Source organism: Nocardiopsis sp. TRM 82005 (genome assembly GCF_056312425.1).
This window is the reverse complement of record NZ_JBWDTQ010000012.1, coordinates 142,775-167,398: the sequence shown is the minus strand read 5'-3', so window position 1 is coordinate 167,398 and position 24,624 is coordinate 142,775. Positions and strand designations below refer to the sequence as shown.

16 protein-coding genes are annotated in these 24,624 nt (G+C 72.4%); 9 read left to right on the top strand and 7 right to left on the bottom strand.

Going from position 1 to position 24,624, the window contains the following annotated elements; all coding sequences use genetic code 11:
- Nucleotides 1-23 precede the first annotated feature (23 nt).
- The 3 genes from AC0T5L_RS09990 to AC0T5L_RS09980 all read left to right on the top strand — a co-directional run bounded on the left by AC0T5L_RS09990 (nt 24) and on the right by AC0T5L_RS09980 (nt 4,311).
- Nucleotides 24-782 (top strand): aminotransferase class IV, encoded by a 759-nt coding sequence (locus AC0T5L_RS09990; RefSeq protein WP_476165123.1) that lies wholly within the window; start codon nt 24-26, stop codon nt 780-782.
- 80 nt (nt 783-862) lie between these two features.
- Nucleotides 863-2,887, top strand: a complete 2,025-nt coding sequence (locus AC0T5L_RS09985) for an FAD/NAD(P)-binding protein (protein WP_476165122.1) — start codon at nt 863-865, stop codon at nt 2,885-2,887.
- Nucleotides 2,884-4,311 carry a nitrosuccinate lyase gene (locus tag AC0T5L_RS09980; protein ID WP_476165121.1) on the top strand — a complete coding sequence of 476 codons (1,428 nt, stop codon included), beginning with the start codon at nt 2,884-2,886 and terminating at the stop codon, nt 4,309-4,311. Before AC0T5L_RS09985 ends, AC0T5L_RS09980 begins: the two co-directional genes overlap by 4 nt.
- A gap of 82 nt (nt 4,312-4,393) precedes the next feature.
- Here AC0T5L_RS09980 and AC0T5L_RS09975 read toward each other — a convergent pair whose 3' ends face one another.
- Both AC0T5L_RS09975 and AC0T5L_RS09970 read right to left on the bottom strand, forming a co-directional pair.
- A complete protein-coding gene (locus tag AC0T5L_RS09975; RefSeq protein WP_476165120.1) occupies nt 4,394-4,702 on the bottom strand; it encodes a lactococcin 972 family bacteriocin in 309 nt (102 codons plus the stop codon).
- Between the two features lie 1,668 nt (nt 4,703-6,370).
- Nucleotides 6,371-7,189, bottom strand: coding sequence for a metallophosphoesterase family protein (locus tag AC0T5L_RS09970; protein WP_476165119.1), 819 nt, complete (start codon nt 7,187-7,189; stop codon nt 6,371-6,373).
- A gap of 570 nt (nt 7,190-7,759) precedes the next feature.
- Here AC0T5L_RS09970 and AC0T5L_RS09965 point away from each other — a divergent pair.
- From AC0T5L_RS09965 to AC0T5L_RS09950, 4 genes are all read left to right on the top strand, one after another.
- Nucleotides 7,760-9,241 carry a sodium/glutamate symporter gene (locus AC0T5L_RS09965; protein WP_476165118.1) on the top strand — a complete coding sequence of 494 codons (1,482 nt, stop codon included), beginning with the start codon at nt 7,760-7,762 and terminating at the stop codon, nt 9,239-9,241.
- Between the two features lie 374 nt (nt 9,242-9,615).
- Entirely contained in the window at nt 9,616-11,145 is a 1,530-nt protein-coding gene (locus AC0T5L_RS09960; protein WP_476165117.1) for a TIGR02677 family protein, read from the top strand.
- On the top strand, nt 11,145-12,593 hold the full coding sequence (locus tag AC0T5L_RS09955) for a DUF2398 family protein (RefSeq protein WP_476165116.1): 1,449 nt from the start codon (nt 11,145-11,147) through the stop codon (nt 12,591-12,593). The genes AC0T5L_RS09960 and AC0T5L_RS09955 overlap by 1 nt, the downstream gene beginning before the upstream one ends.
- Nucleotides 12,593-16,906, top strand: a complete 4,314-nt coding sequence (locus tag AC0T5L_RS09950) for a TIGR02680 family protein (protein ID WP_476165115.1) — start codon at nt 12,593-12,595, stop codon at nt 16,904-16,906. Before AC0T5L_RS09955 ends, AC0T5L_RS09950 begins: the two co-directional genes overlap by 1 nt.
- A 19-nt stretch (nt 16,907-16,925) precedes the next feature.
- Here the strand turns inward: AC0T5L_RS09950 and AC0T5L_RS09945 are convergent, their stop codons facing one another.
- Nucleotides 16,926-17,999: a sensor histidine kinase gene (locus tag AC0T5L_RS09945; RefSeq protein ID WP_476165114.1), complete on the bottom strand. Its 1,074-nt coding sequence runs from the start codon at nt 17,997-17,999 to the stop codon at nt 16,926-16,928.
- Nucleotides 18,000-18,088: 89 nt separating this feature from the next.
- A complete protein-coding gene (locus AC0T5L_RS09940; protein ID WP_476165113.1) occupies nt 18,089-18,763 on the bottom strand; it encodes a response regulator transcription factor in 675 nt (224 codons plus the stop codon).
- Nucleotides 18,764-19,006: 243 nt separating this feature from the next.
- On the opposite strand from AC0T5L_RS09940, the gene AC0T5L_RS09935 reads away from it, so the two are divergent.
- Nucleotides 19,007-19,678 carry a M15 family metallopeptidase gene (locus tag AC0T5L_RS09935; protein WP_476165112.1) on the top strand — a complete coding sequence of 224 codons (672 nt, stop codon included), beginning with the start codon at nt 19,007-19,009 and terminating at the stop codon, nt 19,676-19,678.
- Nucleotides 19,679-19,781: 103 nt separating this feature from the next.
- Here AC0T5L_RS09935 and AC0T5L_RS09930 read toward each other — a convergent pair whose 3' ends face one another.
- Both AC0T5L_RS09930 and AC0T5L_RS09925 read right to left on the bottom strand, forming a co-directional pair.
- The gene (locus tag AC0T5L_RS09930; RefSeq protein ID WP_476165111.1) at nt 19,782-20,519 is read right to left on the bottom strand and encodes an SDR family NAD(P)-dependent oxidoreductase; all 738 of its coding nucleotides are present in this window, start codon (nt 20,517-20,519) and stop codon (nt 19,782-19,784) included.
- A 66-nt stretch (nt 20,520-20,585) separates the two neighbouring features.
- The gene (locus AC0T5L_RS09925) at nt 20,586-21,818 is read right to left on the bottom strand and encodes a hypothetical protein (RefSeq protein WP_476165110.1); all 1,233 of its coding nucleotides are present in this window, start codon (nt 21,816-21,818) and stop codon (nt 20,586-20,588) included.
- A 155-nt stretch (nt 21,819-21,973) separates the two neighbouring features.
- Here AC0T5L_RS09925 and AC0T5L_RS09920 point away from each other — a divergent pair, with 155 nt between their 5' ends.
- Nucleotides 21,974-22,579 (top strand): histidine phosphatase family protein, encoded by a 606-nt coding sequence (locus tag AC0T5L_RS09920; protein WP_476165109.1) that lies wholly within the window; start codon nt 21,974-21,976, stop codon nt 22,577-22,579.
- A 78-nt stretch (nt 22,580-22,657) separates the two neighbouring features.
- Here the strand turns inward: AC0T5L_RS09920 and AC0T5L_RS09915 are convergent, their stop codons facing one another.
- A complete protein-coding gene (locus tag AC0T5L_RS09915) occupies nt 22,658-24,346 on the bottom strand; it encodes a PD-(D/E)XK nuclease family protein (protein ID WP_476165108.1) in 1,689 nt (562 codons plus the stop codon).
- Between the last annotated feature and the right edge of the window lie 278 nt (nt 24,347-24,624).

Below are 24,624 nucleotides of genomic sequence, written 5' to 3'. Positions count from 1 at the left end.
TCCGGCTCCGATGGGACGGGGGTATGAGGGAGGAGGCCACACCACCGGGCCGACTCCTGGTCGCGGACTCCTGGCTCGTGGAGGAGGGCTCCGTGCGCGGCGCGGGCCGCCACTTCGAAAGGTTCGCCCGCGCCTGCTCCCGGTCAGCCGGTGTCCGGGAGCACGCCGTCGCTGAGTTCTGGTCGCGTGCCCTGCGAGAGATCCCGGCCACGGGAGCCTGGTTCCCCAGGGTCGAACTGCGTCGTGCCGGGGGACCGGTGTTCTGTCTGCTCGTGCGTCCCGCACCCGAGCGGGGGGACCGCATGTCGGTCCTGCCCTGGGAGGGCGCGGACCCCCGGCGGCGTCCCCGGACCAAGGGCCCGGACCTGGAGCGGTTGGCGCGGCTCAGGGAGCGAGCCAACGATGAGGGTGCGGACGACGCCCTGATCCTCACCTCCTCGGGGCTGGTCGTCGAGTCCACCACCAGCGCGTTGCTGTGGTGGGAGGGGCGGCGTCTGTGCCTTCCCTCACCACGGCTCAGGGCGATGCCCAGCGTCACCTCGTCGCTGGTCGTGGACCTCGCCCGTCAGGAGGGTACGGAGGTCCGTCACCGTCGTGCCCGCCTCGAGGACCTCCACGGACGCGAGGCGTGGTTGGTCAACGCCCTCCACGGAATCCGGGTGGTGCGGTCCTGGACGGGCTCGCCCGTCACCGCGGGGCCGGGTGACCGTGCCGCGGCCTGGCGTACCCGTCTGGACGGTCTGCGGCGGCCGCTGGACACCACCGGGCTCCCCCGCCCCTGAGGCCCGCCCCGTCCCGTCCCACAAGATGCCGTCAGCCGCCTCCGTCCTGGTGCGCGGCCGGTTGACATGGAGATCCGACGTTGCCCACAGTCAACGACACACCCAAAGCAAACCTCGACATCGCGATCGTCGGAGCGGGCCCCCGGGGCCTTTCCGTGCTTGAGCGCATCATGGCCAACGAACGGGGGTCCGCCTACAGGGACCTGGTGACCGTCCACCTCGTGGACCCCTACGCGCCTGGACCCGGGCGCGTCTGGCGCACGGACCAGTCCCCCCGACTGCTGATGAACACCGTCACCTCCCAGGTGACCGCCTACACCGACCCCACCGTGGAGATGGAGGGCCCCGTGGAACCGGGGCCGAGCCTGTGGGACTGGATCCGGCGGCTACAGGGGATGAGCCGGCGGGAGGTCGTGGACTCCGGGTACGGGGACCTCCTGGAGGAGGTGCGCGGCCTCGGACCCGACTCCTACCCGTCCAGGGCGCTCTACGGACGCTACCTGGAGTACGTGTTCGTCCGGCTGGTCTCCGGCGCGCCCCCGCACGTACGGGTCCGGGTGCACCGCTCGCTCGCGGTCTCCCTGGACGACGAGTACGGAAACCCTCGCGGCGCGCAGACACTCCTGCTCGACACCGGTGAGAGGATCAAGCGGCTGGACGCCGTGGTGCTCTGCCTGGGGCACGTGGGGTCCGAGCCCACGGAGGCCGAGGCCCGGCTGAGGAGGCAGGCGCGTGAGCACGGTCTGCTCCTGGTGCCCCCGGGCAACCCCGCCGACCGCGACCTGTCCGGCATCGAGCCCGGGCGGGTTCTGCTGTTGCGAGGGCTGGGCCTGAACTTCTTCGACTACATGGCCCTTCTGACAGTCGGGCGCGGAGGGGTCTTCGAACGTCACGGGAAACGCCTGTCCTACGTTCCCTCCGGTCGTGAACCGCTCATGGTCGCCGGATCGCGCAGGGGCGTCCCCCACCACGGGAGGGGTGAGAACGAGAAGGGGCCCTATCTCCGCCACACGCCCCGGGCACTGACACCGGACACGATCGGGGCGTTGCGCCGACGCATCCGAGAGGGGGACTGGGTCAGGTTCTCCGGGGAGCTGTGGCCCCTGATCGCCAGGGAGGTGGAGAGCACCTACTACGCGGCGCTCCTGACACAGCGGGGACGGGGGGAAGAGTCCGCGGAACTGGTCGCGGACTACCTGGCCGCGCCCACCCCGGAGGCTGTGGCCCTCCTGCTGGACAGGACGGGGATCGCCCCCCGCGACCGGTGGGACTGGACGCGGATCGCCGCCCCGCAGGGGGACAGGACCTTCACCGACCAGGACGGGTACCGGTCCTGGCTCCTCGGCCACCTGCGCGAGGACCTGCGGCGTTCCCGGGCGGGAAACGTCACGGACCCCGTCAAGGCCGCCCTGGACGTCCTTCGTGACCTGCGCAACGAGGTGCGCCTCGCGGTGGACCACAGGGGTCTGGAGGGCAACTCCCACCGCGACGAGCTCCAGGGCTGGTACACACCGCTGAACGCCTTCCTGTCCATCGGCCCGCCCGCTTCCCGCGTGGAGGAGATGATCGCCCTCATCGAGGCCGGAGTCCTGGACGTCCTGGGGCCGGGTATGTCGGTCGGCGTGGACACCTCCCGAGGAGTGTTCACGGCGGCCTCGCGGAGCGTGGGCTCCGCTCCTGTGACGGCCACCGCCCTGATCGAGGCGCGCCTGCCGGAACCGAACCTGGAGAGGACCACCGATCCCCTTCTGCGCCACCTGCGGTCCACAGGCCAGTGCGCCGCCTACGTCATCCCGGGAGAGTGCGGTACCGAGTATGAGAGTGGCGGTCTCGCCGTCACCGAGCGGCCCTACCATTTGCTGGACGGATGGGGGCGGGCACATCCCAGGCGCTTCGCCTACGGTGTCCCTACCGAGTCGGTCCACTGGGTGACCGCTGCCGGTATCCGGCCGGGAGTCAGCTCGGTGATCCTCACGGACTCCGACGCCATCGCGCGCACGGCCCTGTCCCTGGGACCGGTGCTTGGGGAACCCGGGGCCGAGGAGGCCCGGCCCGTGCCGGTGGGCTCGGCCGGGGGGAGAGACAGTGAGAGGGAGACCGCGTGAACCGACAGGACCTGTCCGACACCGACACCGACACCGACACCGACAGCGGACTCCTCTCGCCCGTCCGCGCGGGGGTACCCGTCGAGGCCCGGGTGAGCGACACCGCCTGGCTCCAGGCGATGCTCGACGCCGAGGCCGCCCTGGCGCGGGCCCAGGCCCGGCTGGGCACCCTTCCCGGCCACGCGGCTGAGGCGATCACCAGGGCCGCACGTGCTGAGCGAATGGATCTGCGGGGGCTTGCGGTGGCGTCCCGGGAGACCGCCAACCCCGTCGTCGGACTGGTCAGGGAGCTCACCGCCGTGGTGGCGCGGGAGGCTCCTGAGGCCGCCGAATACGTGCACCGGGGATCCACCAGCCAGGACATCTTCGATACGGGGGCGATGCTGGTCTGCCGAAGCGCCCTCGGGGTGATCCTGGCGGACCTGAACCGGATCGGCGAGGCGCTGGCCTCCCTGGCCGCGGACCACCGGGACACGGTCGCCGCCTCCCGCACGCTCACACTGCACGCGGTACCCACCACCTTCGGCCTCAGGGCCGCCGGCTGGCGGCGGCTGGTCCTGGACGCCGCCCAGCGGATCCGCCGTGTCCTGGAGGAGGGGCTGCCGGTCGCCCTGGGAGGAGCCGCGGGGACCCTGGCCGGATACCTCGAGTACGCGCGCGGGAACCGGGACTGGACCGAGGAGGAGGCGAGGGCCTACCCCGACCGGCTGGTGGAGGCCTTCGCGGAGGAGACGGGGCTGACGGGGGCCGTGTTGCCCTGGCACGCGCTGCGTACCCCGGTCGCCGACACCGCCTCGGCCCTCTCCTTCGCGTCGGTGGCCCTCGGGAAGATGGCGGCGGACGTACAGGTCCTCACGCGCACGGAGGTCGGCGAGGTCGCCGAGCCGGAGGTCAGCGGGCGGGGCGGCTCCTCAGCCATGCCGCACAAGCGCAATCCGGTGCTGGCGACGCTGATCCGCAGCGCGGCCCAGCAGGTGCCGCTCTTCGCGACGGTACTCGTCCAGGCGGTCACGAGCGAGGACGAGCGCTCGGCGGGCGGATGGCACGCCGAGTGGATGCCCCTCCGGGAGTGCCTGCGCCTGGTCGGAGGCGCTTCCCACACGGCTGTGGAGCTCTCGGAGGGGCTCGTCGTCCGCCCCGGGACGATGCTCCGCAACCTGGGGCTGACCGGGGGACAGGTGGTGACGGAGCGGCTGGCAGCGGTACTGGCCCCGCTCATGGGCAGGTCCGAGGCCAAGCAGCTGCTCAACAGGCTCTCCTTGGAGGCCGACACGGAGGGGCTTTCGCTGCACGAGGTCATCGCGCGAACGCCCGAACTACTCGAAAGGCTCAGCGTCGAGGAGGTCGACCTCCTTCTCGACCCGGCCGGCTACACCGGTGCCGCCGGGTGCCTGGTCGATCGGGCCGTGGGCGAGGACCGCTGAGGGAATGCCCGGCCCGCCGGCCTCCCCGGCGGGCCGGGCCGGCCTCTCCGGCGGTGGAGGTCAGCGGGCCTGTGGGGCGCTGCTATCCGCAGTGCCTCCAGTAGGTCTCGTTGTTGCTGTAGGCACGGGGAGCGCTCGCCTCGGACGTGTAGCCAGGCAGCATCGACGCGGACTTGATGGTGTAGATGCCGACCGCGGTCGATCCGTGGCAGCGCGTGGAGTGGAAGTAGTCGGAGTACACGAACCCGGATCCGGGGACGCCCGTGAGCCCGTGGTACCACGTGCCGCCGCCGACATAGCTGATGGCGGCAGCGGCGACACCGGCGGTTCCGAGGGTGATCCCGGCGGCGACCAGCAGAGTCGCCACCGCCCGCTTCAGAGCGTTGGTCATGGGTTTTCCCTTCGCGGTCTCTGGTGTGTTCTTCGGATAAGGCCGCACATCCGGTGCCGGCATGACGTGTGCTTTGTTTCAGGAGTCGGTTCCTGGGGTTTCCGGATGTGCTTGGTGTGGGGTAGGGGAATTTCGTGGGAGGGTTCTGTGGCTGGGAAATGCGTGGGGTCGTCTGTTTTTCTGCTGTCCTGGCGCGTGGCCCGGAGGTAAATTACAGTATTTATTTCCAGAATGGAATGCTGGGGCCGATTCCGGACAGGGGGCCGGATTCGCGCGGCTTCCACCTGGCCCGTTTTCGCTGGGGCCGGGCACCGGGCCGGGGGCTGTGGAAACGGCGACGCACGGCCCTTGTGCCTTGGGGGCCGTTCATGTAGCCGCGGCGTTATGGCCGGCGGAAGAACAGGAGGCAGCAGAACCGGGCGGGCCTTCCGGATGCGGGGGAGGCCGCCTTCCGTGCGGCTCCGTCGCCCGGGAGGCGCGCGGAGCCGCACGGGCCCGGGCCCGTGCACGGGGAAGCGGGGCTCTCAGGAGGCCGCGTGGAGGGGGCGGGCGCGCACGGTCGGCGAAGGCGCGGCCCGGGCGCGGTGTGGCGCCGTCCTTTGGTATGCCGCGGGAAGCATAGAGGATATGCTGGCGGGAAACAGGGTTCTCTTTGTGCGCCCTTGTCGGTCCTTCGCGCCAGGGACGAAAGGGCGAACGGGATTTCCTTGGCGGGTTCCTGGAGCGCGGAACGGTTCTGACCGCCATGGGCCGGTCGTGGCGCCACGGGCGGGGCCCGAGAAATCTGGGACCGTCGCTGGATCCCGTGGGGCGAAAGCTCCATGGCCAGGCGACCGGCGGTGATCTCCCGCCCTCGGGGATCGACGGGTACGTTCTCCCTCTGGTCGCGCCCGTCGCCACGGCCGCCCCGTTCCACGACCAGAACCGCATGCGGTATGCGGAGGTGACCGCATGCGATACGCGGAGGCGGCTGTGCCACTGGCGGGACGAGGGCCCACGCCTGAGCCGGGTAGGCGGTTCCGAGTGCTGGGTCCACCGAGTCCACCGGCCTCGCGGGCCATCCGGGCCACGGAGCCGGTCCGGCGTCCCGCCCGACGGAGCGGCCGTGTCCGATCAGGTAGTCGGTGGCCGCGGTGCGCTTACATCGGTCATCCGGAAACTCCCCGACTCCGCCCCCAGGCCTTGCTGCCCAAGCCATTTTCCCCAGGGAATGCACATCACAACATGTCCTGACTTAATGAGGATCGCCGTGGTGGGCGCTCGGAGTCCCGCGGGGGTTCCTGGTGCGGGTTCTTACTGGTCAAAGCCTTATGCGGGCGTTTGGGGGCCGGCGGGGGATTGTATGCGCCGTTGCCGCCTTGGATAGGTCCCTGGGTAGGTATTGGGCATCCTTTTCTCGCTTCGTGTGGGAAAAATTCTGGAATCTCTTGCACCTTTCGAATGTTCGACACTAAGGTGGTTATTAGTTTACGAAGAGGCACCCGCCACCAGCGGGATCGCTCGATTCGTGCGGGCAATCCCCTCCCCCTCCCCGGTCCGCCCCGTGAGGTCCCCTCAACCTTGCGGGGCGGACACACGAACGGGGCGGGGACGTACCCGGCCGGTGTCGGCCGACGCGGCTCCCGACCGACGGAGCGGCGGGCGGCGGAGCCTGGACCCGGTTCGTCCCTACGGCAGGACGCGGCGCGGTCCCTCGGGCGGAAACGGGCGCGCTTCCCACTCCCGGGGGTAGCCGAGGGAGACCTCGATGTGGGGAACGTCGTCGACCACGATCGTGCGGGGGATGTGCAGGTGCCCGTAGACCACCGCGCGGGCCCGGTAGCGCGTGTGCCAGTCGGCGGTGGCCTCGGTGCCGCACCACTGGGCGAACTCGGGATAGCGCAGGATCCGGGTGGGTTCACGCACCAGCGGGAAGTGGTTGACCAGCACGGTGGGCAGGTCGGGGTCCAGCGACTCCAACCGTGCGCGCGTGTACTCCAGCCGGGCACGGCACCAGGCGTCGCGCCCGGGATGGGGATCCGGGTGGAGCAGGTACTCGTCGGTGCACACCACTCCCGCCTCGTAGGCGACGGCCAGCGCCTCCTCCTTGGTGCGGGCGCCGGCCGGGCGGAAGGTGTGGTCGTAGAGCACGAACAGCGGGGCGATGACGACCGGGCCGTCGGGGCCGGGCCAGACCGGGTAGGGGTCCTCGGGGGTGTGCACGCCCAGGCCGCGCAGAGCCTCGACCAGGTACGCATAGCGCTCCTGCCCGCGCAGCTGGACGGGGTCGGAGGGCACGGTCCACAGGTCGTGGTTGCCGGGGACCCAGACCACGGTATCGAACCGTTCGGCCAGCAGTTCCATCGCCCAGAGGACGTCATCGGTGGTCTCGGCGACGTCCCCGGCCACCAGGAGCCAGTCATCGTCGGAGTCAGGCCGAAGAGCCTCGGTGAAGGCTCGGTTGCCGCCGTGCCGGACGTGCAGGTCGCTAATGGCCAGAAGGCTCATCCCACCGTCTTCCCGTGTTGGCTCCGGTCCGCGGCCACCCTACACAGGCCCCAAGCGGGCGGATACGGGCGGCCTGGATCCCCCGGCACGCACGCCCCGACCCCGTCGGGTCGGCCACCGCGCGCGGGGAAGCCCCCGGCACGCACAGGATCCGGGAACAGGCCCGCGCGTGATCCTTCCCATCCCGGCGCCGGAGGGCCGGGGCGCCCGGCTCGGGTAGGGGCCGCCCGTGCACGGATGCGCACGTTTCGCCCCGTGAACCTCCGACAAGACGTCCGCACCGCCGCAGGGAGGGCCTTTTTCCTGGTGGCGGTAATCGCACCCGGGGCCGGAGCGGCTCGTGCACCGTGTCGGGACCCGGTGCACGCCGCCCGTGGCCGTCACCCTCTGTCTGTGTTCGGCACCACTACGGCGTATGTAGGATGCCGCAGGTGATCGTCGCGCCACGGTCACCTGCGGCCCGTGGTGTCCTACCTCCCCGCCACGGTCCGAGCTGAGGCGGCACCCCGTCCGACGCTCCCGCGTCCGGATGTGCGCGTCTCCTCCACCGGATGACCACGAGAGGTAGAGATGACACCTGAGACCGTCGGCCTCGCACTCCTGCTGCTGGGGGTGCTGCTGCTGATATCGAAGCTGGTACGGGTCAAGTGGAAGCTGACCCAGAAGCTGTACCTGCCCGGTTCGATCATCGGCGGAGGTATCGCGCTGCTTCTGGGCCCCGACGTCTTCGGGCGCCTCATGGGCTGGCTGGCCGACCGGGGCCTCGGCGGGGGCTTCACCGAGCGCGCGGCCGAGGGCGGGCTCTTCGGAGTCGACGTGATGTCGGTCTGGTCCGCGTTGCCCGGCCTGCTCATCTCGGTGGTCTTCGCCAGCCTCTTCCTGGGCAAGCCCCTGCCCCGGTTCCGCGAGGCCGCGAGCCTGGCGGGCCCCAACCTCGCCTTCGGGATCACCATGGCCAGCGGCCAGTACGTGATCGGCCTGGTCCTCGCGCTGCTGGTGCTCGTCCCCCTGTTCAACGTGCCCGTCTTCTCCGGTGCGCTGATCGAGATCGGTTTCCTGGGCGGGCACGGTACCGCGGCCGGCCTGGGAAGCACCTTCGAGCAGGCGGGCTGGGCCCAGGGCCAGGACCTGGCCCTGGGTATGGCCACCGTGGGACTGCTGTCCGGGATCGTCGTCGGCATCATCCTCATCAACTGGGGCGTGCGCCGCGGCAAGTCGAACGTGATCAGATCCGACGCCAGGGGCAGCGACAACGAGCAGGCCGGACTGGTCGAGCGTGACAAGCGCCCGTCGGGCGCGATCATGACCGTCCACCCCTCCTCCATGGACCCGCTGACACTGCACTTCGGCCTGGTCGCCCTCGCCGTGCTGTTCGGGCAGCTCATCCTCATGGGGCTCCAGTGGCTGGAGCGGGCGCTGTGGGCCGACACCATCGAGATCATGGCCTATGTGCCGCTGTTCCCGCTGGCCATGATCGGCGGCATCGTCCTACAGGTGTTCATCGACCGTTTCGACCGCAACGACATCGTGGACCAGAAGACGGTCGAGCGGGTCCAGGGCCTGTCGCTGGACGTGCTGATCATCGCCGCGATGGCCACCCTGTCGTTGCAGGCCATCGCCGACAACTTCGCCGCCTTCGCGACCCTGGCCGTCGCGGGCGTCCTGTGGTCGTTGTGCGCCTTCCTGTTCCTGGCGCCCCGGATGATGCCCAGCCACTGGTTCGAGCGGGGCATCGGTGAGTTCGGCCAGTCGCTCGGCGTCACCGCCACCGGCCTGGTGCTGATGCGCGTCGTGGACCCGGAGATGAAGTCGCCCGCCTACCCGGCGTTCGGCTACAAGCAGCTGCTCTTCGAGCCGTTCTTCGGCGGCGGCCTGGTCACCGCGGCCGCCATCCCGCTGATCATCAGCCCCCAGGTGGGTCCGGTGGCCTTCCTGGCGATCATGGCCGTCGTGCTGGCGGGCAGCCTTTCCATGGGCCTGTTCGTGCTCGGGCGCAGGCGCCGGCGCACGGACGGCGCCGTTCCCGAACCGGAGGCGGAGAAGGTCTCCTGACCAGGCCTGGGCGGGCACCCGGACGCGACATGCGCCCGGGTGCCCGCCCTGTGCGTTGACAGGGTGGCCGTACCGCCGGGCGACCGTGTGCACACGTGTCCGGCCCCGCCGCGCCGGCCGGCCGGCGCGAGGCCGCCTGTGACGGAGGCCAGAAGGCCGGGCGCGGGGTCTTCGACGGGTCCCGAGCACCGTGGCGGAGCCGACGCCCCTTCCGGAGACGTTCCGTCCAACGTGGTGGTCTCCACGTGTTCTTCGGTGAATCGGCCCTGTGGAAAACGGGTGTACCGTCTCTTCGGTCACGTAGCGTCATTGATGTGAGGGGTGTCAGCGGGACGCCCGAGCAAGCACACGCACACCAGCCGAAGGGGTGGCCCATGGTCGAACGCAGAGCCCTCGACATGGACTCCCTGGCGGTCAGCGACCGGTTCCGCCTGTTCAACTTCACCCGGCGCGACGACCACGTCACCTACCTGTGGATCCTGCGGGCCATGGACCGCCTGCGCGAGGTCCACCAAGTCCAGGTGGCCCCCGACGACGTCGCCGCCGCCCTGCGCGAACTCGCCGCGTCCCACGGCCAGGTGCCCGTCGCCGACCGGAGCCTGCGCGACCGCCTGGACGAACTCCACGCCGACCGTGTCGTGCACCGCTTCGACGACGCCTCCCGCGCCGGAAACCTCGCGCGCTACCGCAACCGCCAGTCGGTCTACCAGTTCAGCGAACTCGGCTACTGGGCCTACCAGGCGGTCGAGAACCTGCTGGGCGCACGCATCGAGGACGTCAACCTGTCCCGGCTGGTCTTCTCCGAGGTCCTGGAGGACCTGCGCTCCCTGTCCGAGGCCAACCGCACCGGACGGGGCGAACAGGTCTACCGCAGGCTCTCGCGCCTGGACTCGGTCATGGAGGACATGGGGCGCCGCTCCGCCCAGTTCCACGTCACCCTCGGTGAGATCCTGCGCTCCACCGACGCCTCCCCGGACATGTTCCTGCGGCACAAGAACGCCCTGCTGGTGCACATGAGCGACTTCATGACCGAACTCGACCGCTACCTGCCCCGCCTGGACCAGGCCGTGCGCGAGGTGGAGGAGACCGGGCTGGCCACGTTGTTGTCCCGCGCCGCCGAGCGCGACGAGCGCCTGTTCATGGAGCGCGACGAACGCCTGGCGGACTGGCGGCGCCGCTGGCAGGCCCTGCGCGCCTGGTTCGCCTCCGACGACGCCATCCCCGCGCGCGCCGCCGAACTGCACTCGGCCACCCGTTCGGCGGTCTCGGGCGTCATCGCCCTGCTGCGCCAGATCACCGAGGCACAGCGCGGCGGCGTCAACCGCTCCACCCAGCTGCGGCACCTGGCCGAGTGGGTGTTCAACACCCCCGACGACGGTGCCGCGCACGCCCTGATGGGCGCTGCCTTCAACGCCCGCTCCGCCCGCCACCTGGGCGCGGCCCACGATGACGACGAACAGATCTCACCCAACCTGACCTGGTGGGACGCACCCGGGGTGGAGGTGTCGGTGACCCTGTTCCGCAGCGGTACCGCGCCCACCACGGGCGTGCCCAAGCCGGTACGGCGCAACCCCGGCGCGCAGGCGCGCCTGCGCGGACAGCAGGCCGCGGACCGGGCCGCCGAACGCGGGGCCGCCGCCCACCTGATCGAGCAGGGCGCCCACGACCGCGTCCTGGGCGAAACCGACACCCGCGTCCTGCTGCGCCTGGTCACCCGGGCCCTGGAAGGGCGCACGGTCGTGGCCGGACGCCTGTCATCGGCCACCGGTACGGGCGACGGCACCATGGTCCGCCTGGCCCCCGACCCGGTGGGCAGCACGGTCCGCACCGGCCAGGGCCGACTCCACCTGCCGGGCCTGCGCCTGGAGGTCACCAGCCACCGGATCCGAACGAAGAACGTGTAATGCCCCGACTCTTCGCCCGCACGGTCGCCCCCGCCGACCTGGGCTCCTATCAGCAGGCCATGCGCCGTGTCCTGACATGCGACCTCATCACCGCGGCGCGTCCGCGCCCCGGAGTCCTGGACCAGGTACTGCGCTGGGCCGACGAACTGGCCGCCGACCTGGAGCGGCTCTTCGGCTACACCCTGGTCGCCACCACCGGCCACGTGCGCCTGGTCCGCGAGCTCGACTCCCTGGACCCCACCCAGCGCCAGACGTTCTCCCGTAAGGGCAAGCCCTTCGACCGGCGCAGGCTCGCCTACCTGTGCCTGCTGCTGGCCGCCTTCCAGCGCTCGCAGATCGAGATCAGCCTCGCCGACCTGGTCAGCCGTCTGACCCCCACCGCCAACGCCGTCGAGGGGCTGGGCTACGACCCCACCGACGGCGCGCACAAGGCCGCGCTGGTCGACGTCGCCCACTGGCTGGTGGACCGGGGCGCCCTGCACCTGTCCGACGGGTCCTTGGAGGCGTGGGCGGCGGGCGGCGAGCAGGGTGACGCCCTCTTCGACATCGACCACGAGGTGTGCGAAGTGCTGTTCCGTCCGGCGCGCCCGGTCCAGCACCTGCACAGCGCCGCCGGCCTGCTCGCCGAACCGCTCACCGACAGCTCGCCTCGCGAACACGCGGCCCGCCGGGCCCGACGGCTGCTGATGGAGCAGCCGGTCGTGTACTACGCCGACGTCGAACCCGCGGTCGCCGCCGTCCTGCGTGGCCGGGGCGTGGCCGAGGACCTGGCCCGCGCCACCGGGCTCAGGGTCGAGCGCCGGACCGAGGGCGTCCTGCTGGCCGACCCCGCGGGCACCTTCACCGACCGGCCCTTCCCCGGCAGGGGCGGGGCGGTCAACCGCACCGCCGGACTGCTGCTGGCCAAGGTGGCCGACCTGTTGGAGACCTCCCTGGCCGCGCTGGTCCGGTTGCCCGTGCCCCCGCACGCCGCCGACCAGGCCGAGCTCGTCCGGCTCGTGGACGCGGGTCTGCCCCGCGACGGCGTCGTGGACGAACTCGCCTGGACCGTGGACCCCTCCTCGGAGGCACAGGAGGAGGAGGCGGCCGCACGGCTGGAGGTGCCCCTGGTCGAGCGCGGTCGGTGGGAGAGCATGATCCACGAGCTCTTCGCGGAGTTCGGCGCCTCCTCCTTCGGCGGTGCCTGGCAGCAGGACCCCTACGGTCTGCTGGACGCAGCCCTGGCCCTGCTCGCCGAGCTCTCCCTGGTCCGGCCGGTCCCCGGCGGCGCCCTGGTGCTCCCGGCGGCCTCCCGCTACCGCAACCTCCAGGGCGCGCTGCCCGAGCGCGCCGACGAGGGGCAGCTGCCCCTGGGCCTGTCCGATCCCCGGACCGACACCGCGACGCAGCCCTCCGCCGGGCCGTCGACCGACCCCGCCCCCGAGCACATCTCCGCGGAAGGAAACTGATGTCCCCCAGGAGCGACCGATTCCGGCCCAGCCGCGCCGGTGTGATCAACGTCTGGGACTACGTCGACGAGGAGTTCGTGTTCGCCGACGGGCGCCTCATCCTGCGCGGACACAACGGCTCGGGCAAGACCAAGGCATTGGAGGTGCTCTTCCCGTTCATCCTGGACGGGTACACCGACGCCCGCCGCCTCGACCCGTTCAGCGGCCAGAACCGCACCATGAAGTCCAACCTGCTCTACCGCGGCCAGGACGCCGAGTACGGGTACGTGTGGATGGAGTTCGCCCGCCCGTCCCCCGCGCCCGCCCCGGGTCCGGGGGACGCGGGCGCCGAGACGGTCACCCTGGTCATCGGGCTGCGCGCGCACAGGCACCGCGACGGCGTCATCCCCTCCTTCTTCGTCACCGACCAGCGCCTGGGGGCGGACTTCGGCCTGCTCGCCTCCGACGGGCGCCCGCTCACCGAGAAGCAGCTCAAAGCGGCCCTGGGCGAGACCGCCTTCCAGTCCACCGCCGCCGACTACCGCAGGGCCGTGGACGCCCGTCTGTTCGGTCTCGGTGAGCGCTACATCCAGCTGCTGGACCTGCTCCTGGCGCTGCGCCGGCCCCTGCTGGCCAAGGACCTGGACCCCGAGAAGGTCTCCGAGACCCTCACCAGCGGGCTGAGCCCCCTGGAGGAGGAGCTCGTCGACCAGGCCGCCCGCGACTTCACCAACCTGGCCGCGGTGCAGCGCCGCTTCGACCAGGCCACCACCGCGCACGCCGCGACCACCGCCTTCGTGCAGGAGTACGCCTCCTACCTCACCACCCACGCCCGCCACCGTCTGGCCCGTGTGCGCACCGCCACCGCGCAGACCGCCGAGCAGGCCCGCGCCATCACCGAGGCCCGCGACACCCGCGAGCAGGCCACCCTCGCGCACGCGACCGCCACCAAACTGGCCGAGGAGCACGACGCCGACATCCGCCGGTTCGCGGCGCGCAGGAGCGGACTGGAGGCGCACGAGGCGTTCCGCAGCCACGCCGCGCTGGAGATCGAGCGCACGCACAGCGCCGAGACCGCCCGCGACCTGGAGGAACAACGGGGCGGGTTGGCGGACCAGGCCGGTGAGGTCGCCGCCCTACAGCGGGAGGCCGACCAGGTCGCCAGCAGCCTCGAACACGGACGGGCCCGCACCCGTGAACTGGCCGCGGAGCTGGCTGAGACCGCCGCGCGGGCCGGACTCACCCACGACGGCGAGGGCCCCGTCGACGCCGGCGACGACCTGCCCGACACCGCCCAGGCGCGCGCGACCGCCCGCCGCGCCGACGTGGCGGCGGTACGCGAGCGCCTCAGCGGCCTCGCCCGGGCCGAGGACGCGCGCACCGCCGCCGAGCGGGCCGGCGCCCAGGCCGACGACAGGCTCCGCCGACGCGAGGAGGAGTGCGAGCGGGCGACCGGGGAGCTGACCGAGAACCGCCGCGCCACCGCCGAGGCGCTCGCCGCGTGGACACAACACTGGGCCGGCGGGCCGTCCCCGCTCACCGACGACGCCTGCGTGGCGGCCCTGACCGAGGCGCTGGAGGACTTCGGTGAGCCCGGGACCCCCACCCTGGCGGAGGTCTACGGAGAGCACACCGACCAGCAGCGCCTGGACGCCGCCGCGCACGTGCGCACCCTGGAGACACGCCGCGACCAGATCGACGCCGAGACCGACCGCCTCGCCCGCGAACGCGAGGACATCGCCGCCGAACGCGACGACGCCCCGCCAGCCGACGACCTGCGCACCGCCCCGCGAGAGGGCCGCCCCGGCGCCCCGCTGTGGCAGCTGGTCCGCTTCGCGGACGGTGTCGCCGACAACGACGCCGCCGCGATCGAGGGCGCCCTCTACGGCGCGGGACTGCTCACCGCATGGGTGCACCCCGACGCCGGCGCCACCCGCGCCGCCCTCGCCGAGGGCGGGGCCGACGCCTACCTGGTTCCCGGCGCCGCCGTGCGCGAGGGCCCCACCCTGGCCGACGTGCTGGTGCCCGAAGAGCAGGACCTGGTTCCCGGGCACGTCATCGCCCGCGTCCTGGAGTCGGTACGCCTCACCGACACCGACCTCACCGGCCCCGACGGTTCGGCCGCCTCCGCCGGTGGCGGCGACCGGGCCGCGGAGACCGTCGGACCCGCCGGTGCCGGGGCGAGTGCCGCGCACACGGTCAGCACCCGGGCGCGGTTCGCCCAGGGCGTCCTCGTGGGCGCGCGTCCCAAGACCGCCCCCGAGTTCATCGGATCCACCAACCGCGCCCACCGCCGCCGCGAGCGCCTGGCCGACTGCGACGCGCGCATCGCCGGGCTCGCGGAACGGCGCGCGCGGACCACCGACCAGCTCGACCGGGCGGGTGACCTGCTCGGGGCCTTCGCCCGGGCGCGCACGGCCCTGCCCGACACCGCCTCCATCGACCGGTGTGTGCGCAGGCTCGCGGAGCAGTCCGCCCTCCTGGCCTCGGCACGCGCCGAGAGCGGGGAACGACGACGCGAACTCGACGCCGCGGTCGCCGAGGTGGACGCCCACCGCCACCAGGTGCGCGCGGTGGCCGCCGAACGCGCCATGCCCGTCCACCCCGAGTCCGTGGACGCCGTCGCCCGGGCGGTGGACGACTTCCTGGAGACCGCCCGTGTCCTGCACGCGGCACGTACCGAGGTCGCCCGGCACACCGCCGACCTGGACGGCCGCAGGGAGACCGTCACCCGGCTGCGGGGACGGCTGGAGCAGGACCGCGAGCGCCACGAGGAGCGGGTGCGCGAGCACGAGCGCGCCGTCGCCGAGCTGGCCGCGAAACAGGACAGCATCAGCGCCCCCGTCCAGGAACTCATGGCCGAGCTGGATCAGGTCAAGGAGAGCCTGCGCAGGGCCCGCGAGGCCCACCAGCACGCGGCCAGGGAGGCCGCGGCCTCCCATGAGGCGATGATCCGGGCCGACGAGAAGCTGGAGGGCGGACAGAGGTCCCTCACCGAGGCGCTCGCCGCCCTGTTCGAGCAGGCCGACGCCTTCGCCGCCCTCACCCACCCCGATCTGCGCGCCACCCTGGGCGTGCACACCGCCCCCGCCTGGCCTGACCGGGACTTCTGGCCCACCGCCGAGCGGGCCGCCGAACAGATCCTGGAGTCGGTGTCCGCCGCCCCCGAGGCGGTCGTGCGCGCCGTGCTGCCCGGCCAGGCCGCGGAGCTGCTCGACGCGTTCGACGCCGCCGTCAGCTCCGGGCCGGCCGTCACCGACGGCGAACTCAAGACCGCCTCCACCCGGGTCTCCAACGCCCTGCGCGTCTTCCAGGACACCCTGGGCGGCGACGCCGAGGGCTACCGGGTCGACCACGACCTCGGTGCCAGCGGCGTCATCACGGTGTTCGTCAACGACGAGACCGGCCGCAACCCCGTCTCCGCCTTCGCCCGCGTCATCGCCGAACGCGTCGAGGAGCAGGGCGCGCTGCTGCGCGACGAGGAACGCGGCGTCCTGGAGGACGAGCTGCTCACCGGGATCGCCCAGCAGATCCACGAGCGGGTGCGCGTCGCCCGCGACCTGGTCGCCAGTATGGACCGTGACACCAGGTCGCGCCGCATGTCCTCGGGAACCCAGATCGGAATCCGCTGGAGCCGCTCGGACCGCGTCACCGAGCACCAGGCCACCGCCGCGCGCCTGGTCAGGCGCGACGCCACCGGACTGGGCGCCTCGGGGCTGACCCAGCTGCGCGAGGTCCTGCGGGAGATGATCAGCGAACACCACGCCGCCCACCCGCGCGCAACGTACAAGCAGGTCCTGTCGGCGGTGCTGGACTACCGCACCTGGTACCGGTTCGAGTTGCGCATGGCCGTTCCCGGGCAGGAGGAGGTCAAGCTCACCAAGAACAAGCACGAGCAGATGTCGGGCGGTGAGAAGTCCGCCGCGATCCACCTGCCGCTGTTCGCCGCCGCCAACGCCCTGTACACCTCCGCCTCGGCCACCTGTCCCCGGATGGTGGCCCTGGACGAGGCCTTCGCCGGGATCGACGACCGCTACAAGCCCGAGCTCATGGGACTGACGGTCACCTTCGACCTGGACATGTTCATGACCGGGCACGATCTGTGGGTGCACTACGACACCGTGCCCATGGCCGCCCACTACGACATGCACCATGACAAGGGCGCGCACACCGTCTCGGCGATGCTCATGCTCTGGGACGGCACGCAGACCATCGACGCCGACGCCGGGTTCTCCGGCAACGAGGAGCTGGCCGCCGAGCTGTTGGGCATCACCCCCAGCCGGTTCGCCCCGCTGTCATCGGCCGGAACACTGCTGGAGGAGACCGGTGAGTGAGGCTGTCGGCCTCCGTGGGTCACCCGCGAGCCGGAAGCCGGACTCGTGCGGTGAGCCCTCCCCCGGAGTTGGCGCTCAGGTCCAGCTCACCCCCGTGGGCCTCGGCGATGCTCGCGACGATGGGCAGGCCCAGGCCGTGCCCCGCGCGCGCGGACGCGCGGCCGGCCACCCGGCCGCCGCCACGGAGGAAGGGCTCGGTGAGGTTGCGGACCGGTTCTGTCAGGTGCGGCCCGGTGTTGCTGACGGTCAGCACCGCGCGGTCGCGGCCCCGGGGGTCGGACGTGGTGGCCACCACCACGGTGCCGTCGGCGGGCAGGTTGTGCCGCAGGGCGTTCTGTAGGAGGTTGACCGCGAGCTGGCGCAACATCACCCCGTCGCCGCTGACCGGTGCCGGCCGGCACCGGACCGAGACCGTGACGCCGAGGTCGGCGGCCTCGGCCCCGGTGATCTCGACGGCCTCGCGGGCCGTGTCCGCCAGATCGACCGGCGCCATGTCGGGCGGGGTGTGCCCGAGCGAGGAGAGCTGCAACATGGCGTCGACGATCTCTATGCCGCGCTGGTTGGTCTCGTGCAGACGGGAGATGAGGCGGGGATGGTCCTGGCCGTGGGGGTCGGCTCTGGCCACGTCCAGCATGGTCCGGTTGATGGCCAGCGGAGTACGCAGCTCGTGGGAGGCGTTGGCGGCGAAGCGCTGCTGGGCCTCGAAGGAGCGCTGGAGGCGGTCGAGCATGTGGTCGAAGGTGTCGGACAGGTCGGTGAACTCGTCCCGTCGGCCACGCAGCCCGATCCGGTGCTCCAGGGAACCGTCGGCGGCCCGCCTGGCGGCCCGGGTGACCTCCTGCAACGGCCGCAGCACACGGCCCGCGACCACCCAGCCTCCCCACAGGCCGATGACCGCCAGAAGCAGGAGCGCGAGCCCCGAGGCGCCCAGCAGGGCCTCCAGGATCTCCTGGCGGGAGGCGACGTGCGACACCGACGGGTCCGTCGTGTGTAGCGGGTAGCTGGGTACGTAGCGCATCGCCAGGTACACGACCGCCATCGTGGCGGCCCCGGCGACGTTGAGGAAGAGCGCGTAGCTCAGGGTCAGTCGCATCCGCGCGGTCAACCGGTACGGGCGCCGCGCCAGTGCCGGGGCGCGCCCGGTCGGCGCCGCCGTCCCACCGTGGGCCGCCGCTTCGCCGCTCACCGGTCCCCGCCGCTCTCTTCGAGGCGGTAGCCGACCCCGGGCACCGTGCGTATGGCCGACGGTTCACCGAGCCGCTTGCGCAGTGTGGAGATGGTGATCCGCACGGCGTTGGTGAAGGGGTCGGCGTTCTCGTCCCAGGCCCGTTCCAGCAGCGTCTCCGCGCTGACGACCCCGCCCCTGGCGGCCATGAGCACCTCCAGGACGGCGAACTGCTTTCGGGTCAGGTGTACGTGGGCCCCCGAGCAGTGGACCTCGCGCCGGAACGGGTCGAGCCGGATCCCCGCGTACTCCAGGACCGGGGGCGCGCCCCGGCTCGGGCGGCGGGCCAGGGACCGCAGGCGCACCACGAGCTCCTCCAGGGCGAACGGCTTGGTCAGGTAGTCGTCGGCCCCCAGCCCGAAACCGGCGACCTTCTCCCGGAGGCGGCTCGCGGCCGTGAGCATGAGCACACGGCACCCGAGCCGCCGTTCGACGATGCTCTGGCACACGTCGTCGCCGTGGGTGCCGGGGATGTCCCGGTCGAGGACGACCACGTCGTAGTCGTTCACGTCCAGCCGTTCCAGGGCCGAGTCGCCGTCCTGCGCGATGTCGGAGGCGATCGCCTCAAGCCGTAGCCCCGCCTGCACGGCCTCGGCGAGGTAGAGCTCGTCCTCGACGATCAGAACACGCATCCGGCCGTCCCCCTTTCGTTGCCCGGTGGGCACCGCGCCGGACGCCGTCGTCGCGGGCCGCGGTCGGCGGGCCCGAGTGGGCGGTCCGCTCCCGTGGCGGTGCCTGGTACCGCGCCCCATTGAACACGACGGCGTGTATCGGAAACGTATGGAAAAACCGATACGCCCGTGCAACACCGCTCGTACTTCACTTGTGGCGCCGAGAGACCGACGCATCGCACACGCAGTGCACGAAAGGCGAAGATGAGTGAGGCAGCGAAGAAGGAAGCGGTGTGGCACACCCCCGCCGGAGGGCCGGGGCGGCGCCTCGGCGGGGCCGTCGGCCACGGGTGGCGGCCCTGGTGCTGGCTGGTCGCGGCACTGTGCGTCACGGCGGTCATCGTGCTGATGGCCCGGTCGATGATCGTGTCGGCGTCGGAGGCGGTGACGCACGGTTCCTCCGCCAACGAGCTCTTCGCGCGGGGGGACTCGGCCGTTTCCAGCGAGGACGGCAGGATCCCGGACGACCAGCCGATCACCCCCTTCGACACCGAGCATCCGGCGCTCGACCGTCTGGACGAGACACTGCTGGAGGCAGTGCAGGAGGCGGCCCGTGACGCGGAGGGGGAGGGGACCGCACTCCGCGTCACGTCGGGCTGGCGCAGCGAGGCCTACCAGCGGCAGCTGATCGAGGAGGGCATCGCCAGGTACGGCTCCCCGGAGGAGGCCCGAAGGTTCGTCAGCACTCCGGAGGAGTCAAAGCACGTGACGGGGGAGGCGATCGACATCGGCCCGACCGACGCCGCCGACTGGCTCATCCGCCGCGGCTCGGCCTACGGGTTGTGCCAGGTGTACGCCAACGAGATGTGGCACTTCGAGCTCCTCACCGAGCCGGGCGGCGACTGCCCGGCCCCTCTGTCCGACGCCGCGAACTAGGCATTTGCCCGACTCCGTCGTCGGCGGCACGTCCGGCGCCTTTGTCGGCCCCGCCGACGCCCGGACGGCGCCTCCCCGCGGCTGGGCGGACACCGCTCGGAGATCAGCGCAGATGGGAGGCCCCGTTGACGTCCAGGACGGCGCCGGAGGACCAGACCGCCTCGGGTGAGGCCAGGTAGCACACGGCCGCGGCCACATCCCCGGGTGAGGCCACCCTGCCGAAGGGGCTCTGCGCGCGGACCTCGTCGGTGAGCCGGTCGGACACGCGCTCGGTCTCCACGAACCCCGGCGCCACCGAGGCGACCGTGATGCCGTGCGGGGCCAGCGCGACCGCCAGTGACTGGCCCAGGGAGTGCAGGGCGGCCTTGCTCGCACCGTAGGCGGGATGGTCGGGCTCGCCCTTGAAAGCGCCTCGGGAGCCGACGTTGACGATGTGCCCCCGGGTGCCCCGGTCGATCATGTGCCGGGCCGCGAGGTAGCTGACGTCGGCGGCGCCGAACACGTTCACGTCGAGGGTGTCGCGCCAGGCCCGCCGCCACTGTTCGAGAGAGGTCTGCGCGAGCGGATGGGCGATGTTGACCGCGGCGTTGTTGACCACCACGTCGATCCCGCCCAGGCGCTCGACCGCGTCCGCCACCAGGCCGGTCACGGCGTCGGGATCACTCAGATCGGCCTGTAGCAGGACGTGTCCTTCGCCCGGCAGCCGTTCGAGGGTCCGCCGCGCCTCCTGCGGGCGGGACCCGCAGTGGACGGCGACCCGGTCGCCCCGCTCGGCGAAGGCCGTGGCCACCGCCCTGCCGATACCCCGGGACGCGCCCGTGACCAGTACGTTCCTGCTCATGGGCACGTCCTTCCAGCGAGGGCCGGGGCGGCGGTGGTCGTCCGACGATCTGACATGCGCGGCATCCTAGTGCGTCCGGACCCGTGCCCGCGCCCCGTCAGGCCGTGCCCGGGGCCCCTTCCCCGAGCGCAGGCCGAAGGGCAAGCCGAAACCGGTCAGCCAGCCGCCCTCGGCCAGGAGGTGGAACACTTCGTGGGTGACCTCGTGGTCCGGTGCCTGGCGCGGCGGCCAGGCGAATGCCTCGGCGACCGCCGACCAGCTGGGGCCGTGCCCGTGTGCGGTGCGGTAGTCGTCCACCCAGCGTGCCACCCGCTCCTCCCTGCCCTCGACCAGGTCTCGGGCACGGCCGGTCACGGGCACGTCCAGCGGGGTGGAGGCCGGTGCGGTGCGCGGCGGGGTCGCCGGTGGGAGGGGCTGGTAGGCCAGGGGCAGGGTGACCTCGGTGAGGGTGGCGTCCATGACGCCGTCATCAGCGGTCAGGCCCTCGATCCAGGAGATCTCCGTCAGCCAGGTGAGCAGCTCCGCCAGTTCTCCGGGGCCGGACAGCGCGCAGGCGTCCACGGCCTCCTCGGCCCGAACGCGGATCCGGCCCCCGGGCTCGGTGTGCAGGACCAGGTAGGCGGCCACGAGCCGGAGCCGGTTGGGCTTCTTGCGCATCTTCTTGTGCGCGAGGGTGCGCGTGAACCACCCCGAGGCCCGCGACCGGACTCCGTTGCCGATCTTCCAGGGGCTGCCGGCCAGGCTGGGCAGGTCGCACAGGGCCGGGTTGGTGGCGTCGGCCTCGACCACCGCCTCCGGTGTGGTGTCCAGCCATCCTGGTGAGACCAGGTCGCTCAGCGCCGCGTGGGCGTCCTCCAGGCGCAGCATGCGCAGGTCCTGGCCGGTGAAGTTCGCCTGCCCCCGCAGTGCGCCCCGCAGAGCGAAGGTGAGTGCGAGCAGGCGGCTGTCCGGGAAGGTACCCGCCCTCTCCGAGGCCAGGCGTGCCCACAGGCCGCGGAAGAACTCCGCGTGGTGCGGGCCCATCCGCGGCACGCGCTTGCGGTCGACCGGAACCTTCACCTGGGGCTTGGCCCGTGCCTCGGCCTGGGCGCGCTTCTTCTCCTTCTTGGCCCTCTTGGCCTCGGCGTTGGTCAGCCTCCTGGGCGCGCCGCCCGGCGGGACGCTGATGCCCTGCTCCTTGCAGCGCACACACTCCATGGCCGCGGCCAGGTCCTCGTTGGGCCGGTGGAAGCGGGGCTGGGAGGTCTCGGAGGGGAGGAGGGGATCCCCCACGTCGCTGGTTGCGGTGTGCTGCGTCATGGTGAGGAGGGTAGCGACGAAAACGCTCCGGTGTCCGGCATCCGACGGATTCTCGTCTTCTCGTCCGGGCCGAGGACGCCCTGGCACCGCCGGTGCGACCGGTGCCCGGCCGGGTGGGGGAGTCCGCAGCCGGCTCTCGGGGCAGGAACAGTGCCATGGGCGAACTGGTACTGATCAGGCACGGGCAGACCGAGTGGAGCCGGACGCGGCGGCACACGGGGTGGACCGATCTACCCCTGACCGAGGAGGGAGAGCGCCAGGCCGGGGCGCTGCGTCCCCTGCTGGCCGCGCGCGACGTCGGGCGGGCGGTGGTCAGCCCGCTGCTGCGGGCCGTGCGTACCGCCGAGCTGGCCGGACTGGACGCGGCCGTGACCGACCCGGACCTGGTCGAGTGGGACTACGGCGGTTACGAGGGGATCACCACCGCCGACATCCAGCGCCAGCGCCCAGGGTGGTACCTGTGGCGGGACGGGATCGTCCCGGGCGGGCCCGAGCACCCGGGGGAGAGCGTGGAACGGGTCGGGGAGCGGGCCGACCGGGTCCTGGAACGGCTGGTGCCCCTGCTCGGGGAGGCCGAGCCCGACGTGGTGCTGGTGGCGCACAACCACGTCCTACGGGTGCTCACCGCGCGCTGGCTGGGCCTGCCGCCCGACGCGGGGGCGCTGTTCCCCCTGGGTACGGCCACACTGAGCACGCTGGGCCGCGAGCACGGGCAGCCCGCTCTCACCTCTTGGAACGTGCCCTCTTCCTCTGCGCCCTGACCCGTGGCCGCACGGCCCCGCTCCGGGGGCTCCGGCCACCGGGCGCGCACGGGCCGCCGTCCACCGGGGCGGAGGGCTTCACCCCACGGCCGGGCACCAGCGATGGTAGGGGCAGTCATGGCAGGCCTCACCGGGGTTTGGCGGATGGGACGGGTCGCGGTGCCAGGGCTCGGCGAGCGCGTGGACCACCCGCCGGGCCTCGGCTCGGACCAGGTCCGAAGCCGGATCGAGTGAGAGCACCCGAGCGCTGTCGGGGGAGAGGAGCTCCAACTCGACCGCGGAGTCCGCTCCCGGGGGCAGGGCTCCGCAGGAGAAGAGCAGCACGGCCAGGGCCAGCCGGGGGTCCCGGGCCAGCAGGCGGGGTACGTCCGTACGGGGCGCACCGGTGCCGACGGCCCGGTAGATCCAGGACCCGCCCCGGTGGTGGAGCAGGTCGGCCCTGGCCAGGACCAGGACGTTGGCCCGGGTGTCGTCGGCGGCCAGCGTGTGGTTGGTCCGGACGTGGCTTCCCGAGGGCAGGCCGTGCAGCGGGCAGACCCCGGTGTGGGCGGCGATCATCGCCGCGCCCCGGCGGGCCTGGCCGCCCTCCAGCCGCTGCCCTCCGGCGGACCAGGACCCGTGGTCCGCCGGCAGGTCCTCGGGCGTGCAGGGGCGCCGGGGCAGGCGAGTGTGCAGCCGCTCCAGCCACGCACGCACGGCGCGGTCGAGCCGGAGCCCGGCCGGTTCGCGGTCGCCGTCGGCAGGAAGGCGCAGGGAGTGGAAGTGCGCCTTGGCGGGGCAGGCCCGGTGGCGTCGCCCGAGGGCGGTGGTCCAGGACCGCCGGGGCCGCGAACGGTCGTGGACACCAAGGAGCCCGGGTGCCCGGGGCAGTCGTCCACACCCCGGCCGTACCCCGCAGGACAGGCAGTCCTCGCCGGGGGAGCGGGCACCACCCACCAGAGCCGATCGCAGCCCCTCCCGGCCCGTGGAAGCGAAGGACTCCTCCGCCTCGGCGGCGGAGCCGTCGTAGAGCACGGCGGTGGAGGAGTCGAGGCAGGACACCTGGACCACCCGCACCCGGTCCGGCGGCCCGGACGCGTCGTCGCGGCGGGCCCGCATGGGATAGGGGGCGCCGCCCAGGTAGCGCCAGGGCCTGGCCGCGTAGGCGTCCCGGTCGACCCGTGTGCCGGTGGCGAGTACGTAGGCGGCGACCGCCACCTCCGCCCCGGGGCGCTCTCGGCCTCGCGCCGTGTCCATGACCGGGATGCGCAGCTCTCGCACCCGGGCCGAGCCCGCCAGGTAGGCGTATCCGCGGCCCCGGGCACATACCTCGTAGGGGCGGGAGTTGGGGGTTCCGTGGTCGGGCATGTACTGGCGGACCCAGAAGTCGAAGACCGGATCGCGCCGGAGGCCGTCGCGCTCGCGGTCCCGGGCCAGGGCGCCCAGGTAGGACCGCGCGGCGTGCCAGATCCAGGCCAGCAGGCCCGCGTGCGGGGGAGCGATCCGCTCCCCCAGGACGTCGCGGCCCCGCTCGCCGGGTACGGGCAGGTGCGCGCAAGCGTCCCCGACCGACCAGCCCTTGTGCTCCACCAGGTCCAGGACGGCGCCGAGGGCGGTGAAGGGAGTGTCACGCGGCGACGGGTGCTCGCCGGGGCCGCTCCCGCCGCTGGAGCGGCCGGCTCTGACCCGGCGGTACTCCGGACAGCCTCCCCGGACAGGGGCCGCCGCATCGCTGAAGAGGCGGACGGCGGGTACGGGTTCGTGGTCGTCGGTCGTATGGTCGAACACGTGGCCTCCCCTGAAAGAAGGGTGGCACGATCGGGGATCCGGCGCGCAGGGCCTGTGGACAACCTCCTTGGACACGGAACCGGCCGGATCCGCCGCTACCGTTCCGGGAGCGGGACCGGAGGAGGTACATGAGGGGCAGCGCCCGGCTGGGACACGTGCTCCGGACGGGCGCGCGGCACCCGTCGTCCACGCCGCCAAGACGAAGTGGCGAGGGGATAAACCTCCGTAAAAAGTCACTCACGGTGATGTTTTCGACCCTTTGGGTGGTGCGGCGATCT

Excerpts from the sequence above, each read along its gene's own strand:
- AC0T5L_RS09990 (WP_476165123.1), top strand. The coding sequence starts at position 24 with ATGAGGGAGGAGGCCACACCACCGGGCCGACTCCTGGTCGCGGACTCC.
- AC0T5L_RS09975 (WP_476165120.1), bottom strand. The coding sequence starts at position 4,702 with ATGACCAACGCTCTGAAGCGGGCGGTGGCGACTCTGCTGGTCGCCGCC.
- AC0T5L_RS09970 (WP_476165119.1), bottom strand. The coding sequence starts at position 7,189 with ATGAGCCTTCTGGCCATTAGCGACCTGCACGTCCGGCACGGCGGCAAC.
- AC0T5L_RS09965 (WP_476165118.1), top strand. The coding sequence starts at position 7,760 with ATGACACCTGAGACCGTCGGCCTCGCACTCCTGCTGCTGGGGGTGCTG.
- AC0T5L_RS09960 (WP_476165117.1), top strand. The coding sequence starts at position 9,616 with ATGGTCGAACGCAGAGCCCTCGACATGGACTCCCTGGCGGTCAGCGAC.
- AC0T5L_RS09955 (WP_476165116.1), top strand. The coding sequence starts at position 11,145 with ATGCCCCGACTCTTCGCCCGCACGGTCGCCCCCGCCGACCTGGGCTCC.
- AC0T5L_RS09950 (WP_476165115.1), top strand. The coding sequence starts at position 12,593 with ATGTCCCCCAGGAGCGACCGATTCCGGCCCAGCCGCGCCGGTGTGATC.
- AC0T5L_RS09945 (WP_476165114.1), bottom strand. The coding sequence starts at position 17,999 with ATGCGACTGACCCTGAGCTACGCGCTCTTCCTCAACGTCGCCGGGGCC.
- AC0T5L_RS09940 (WP_476165113.1), bottom strand. The coding sequence starts at position 18,763 with ATGCGTGTTCTGATCGTCGAGGACGAGCTCTACCTCGCCGAGGCCGTG.
- AC0T5L_RS09935 (WP_476165112.1), top strand. The coding sequence starts at position 19,007 with ATGAGTGAGGCAGCGAAGAAGGAAGCGGTGTGGCACACCCCCGCCGGA.
- AC0T5L_RS09930 (WP_476165111.1), bottom strand. The coding sequence starts at position 20,519 with ATGAGCAGGAACGTACTGGTCACGGGCGCGTCCCGGGGTATCGGCAGG.
- AC0T5L_RS09925 (WP_476165110.1), bottom strand. The coding sequence starts at position 21,818 with ATGACGCAGCACACCGCAACCAGCGACGTGGGGGATCCCCTCCTCCCC.
- AC0T5L_RS09920 (WP_476165109.1), top strand. The coding sequence starts at position 21,974 with ATGGGCGAACTGGTACTGATCAGGCACGGGCAGACCGAGTGGAGCCGG.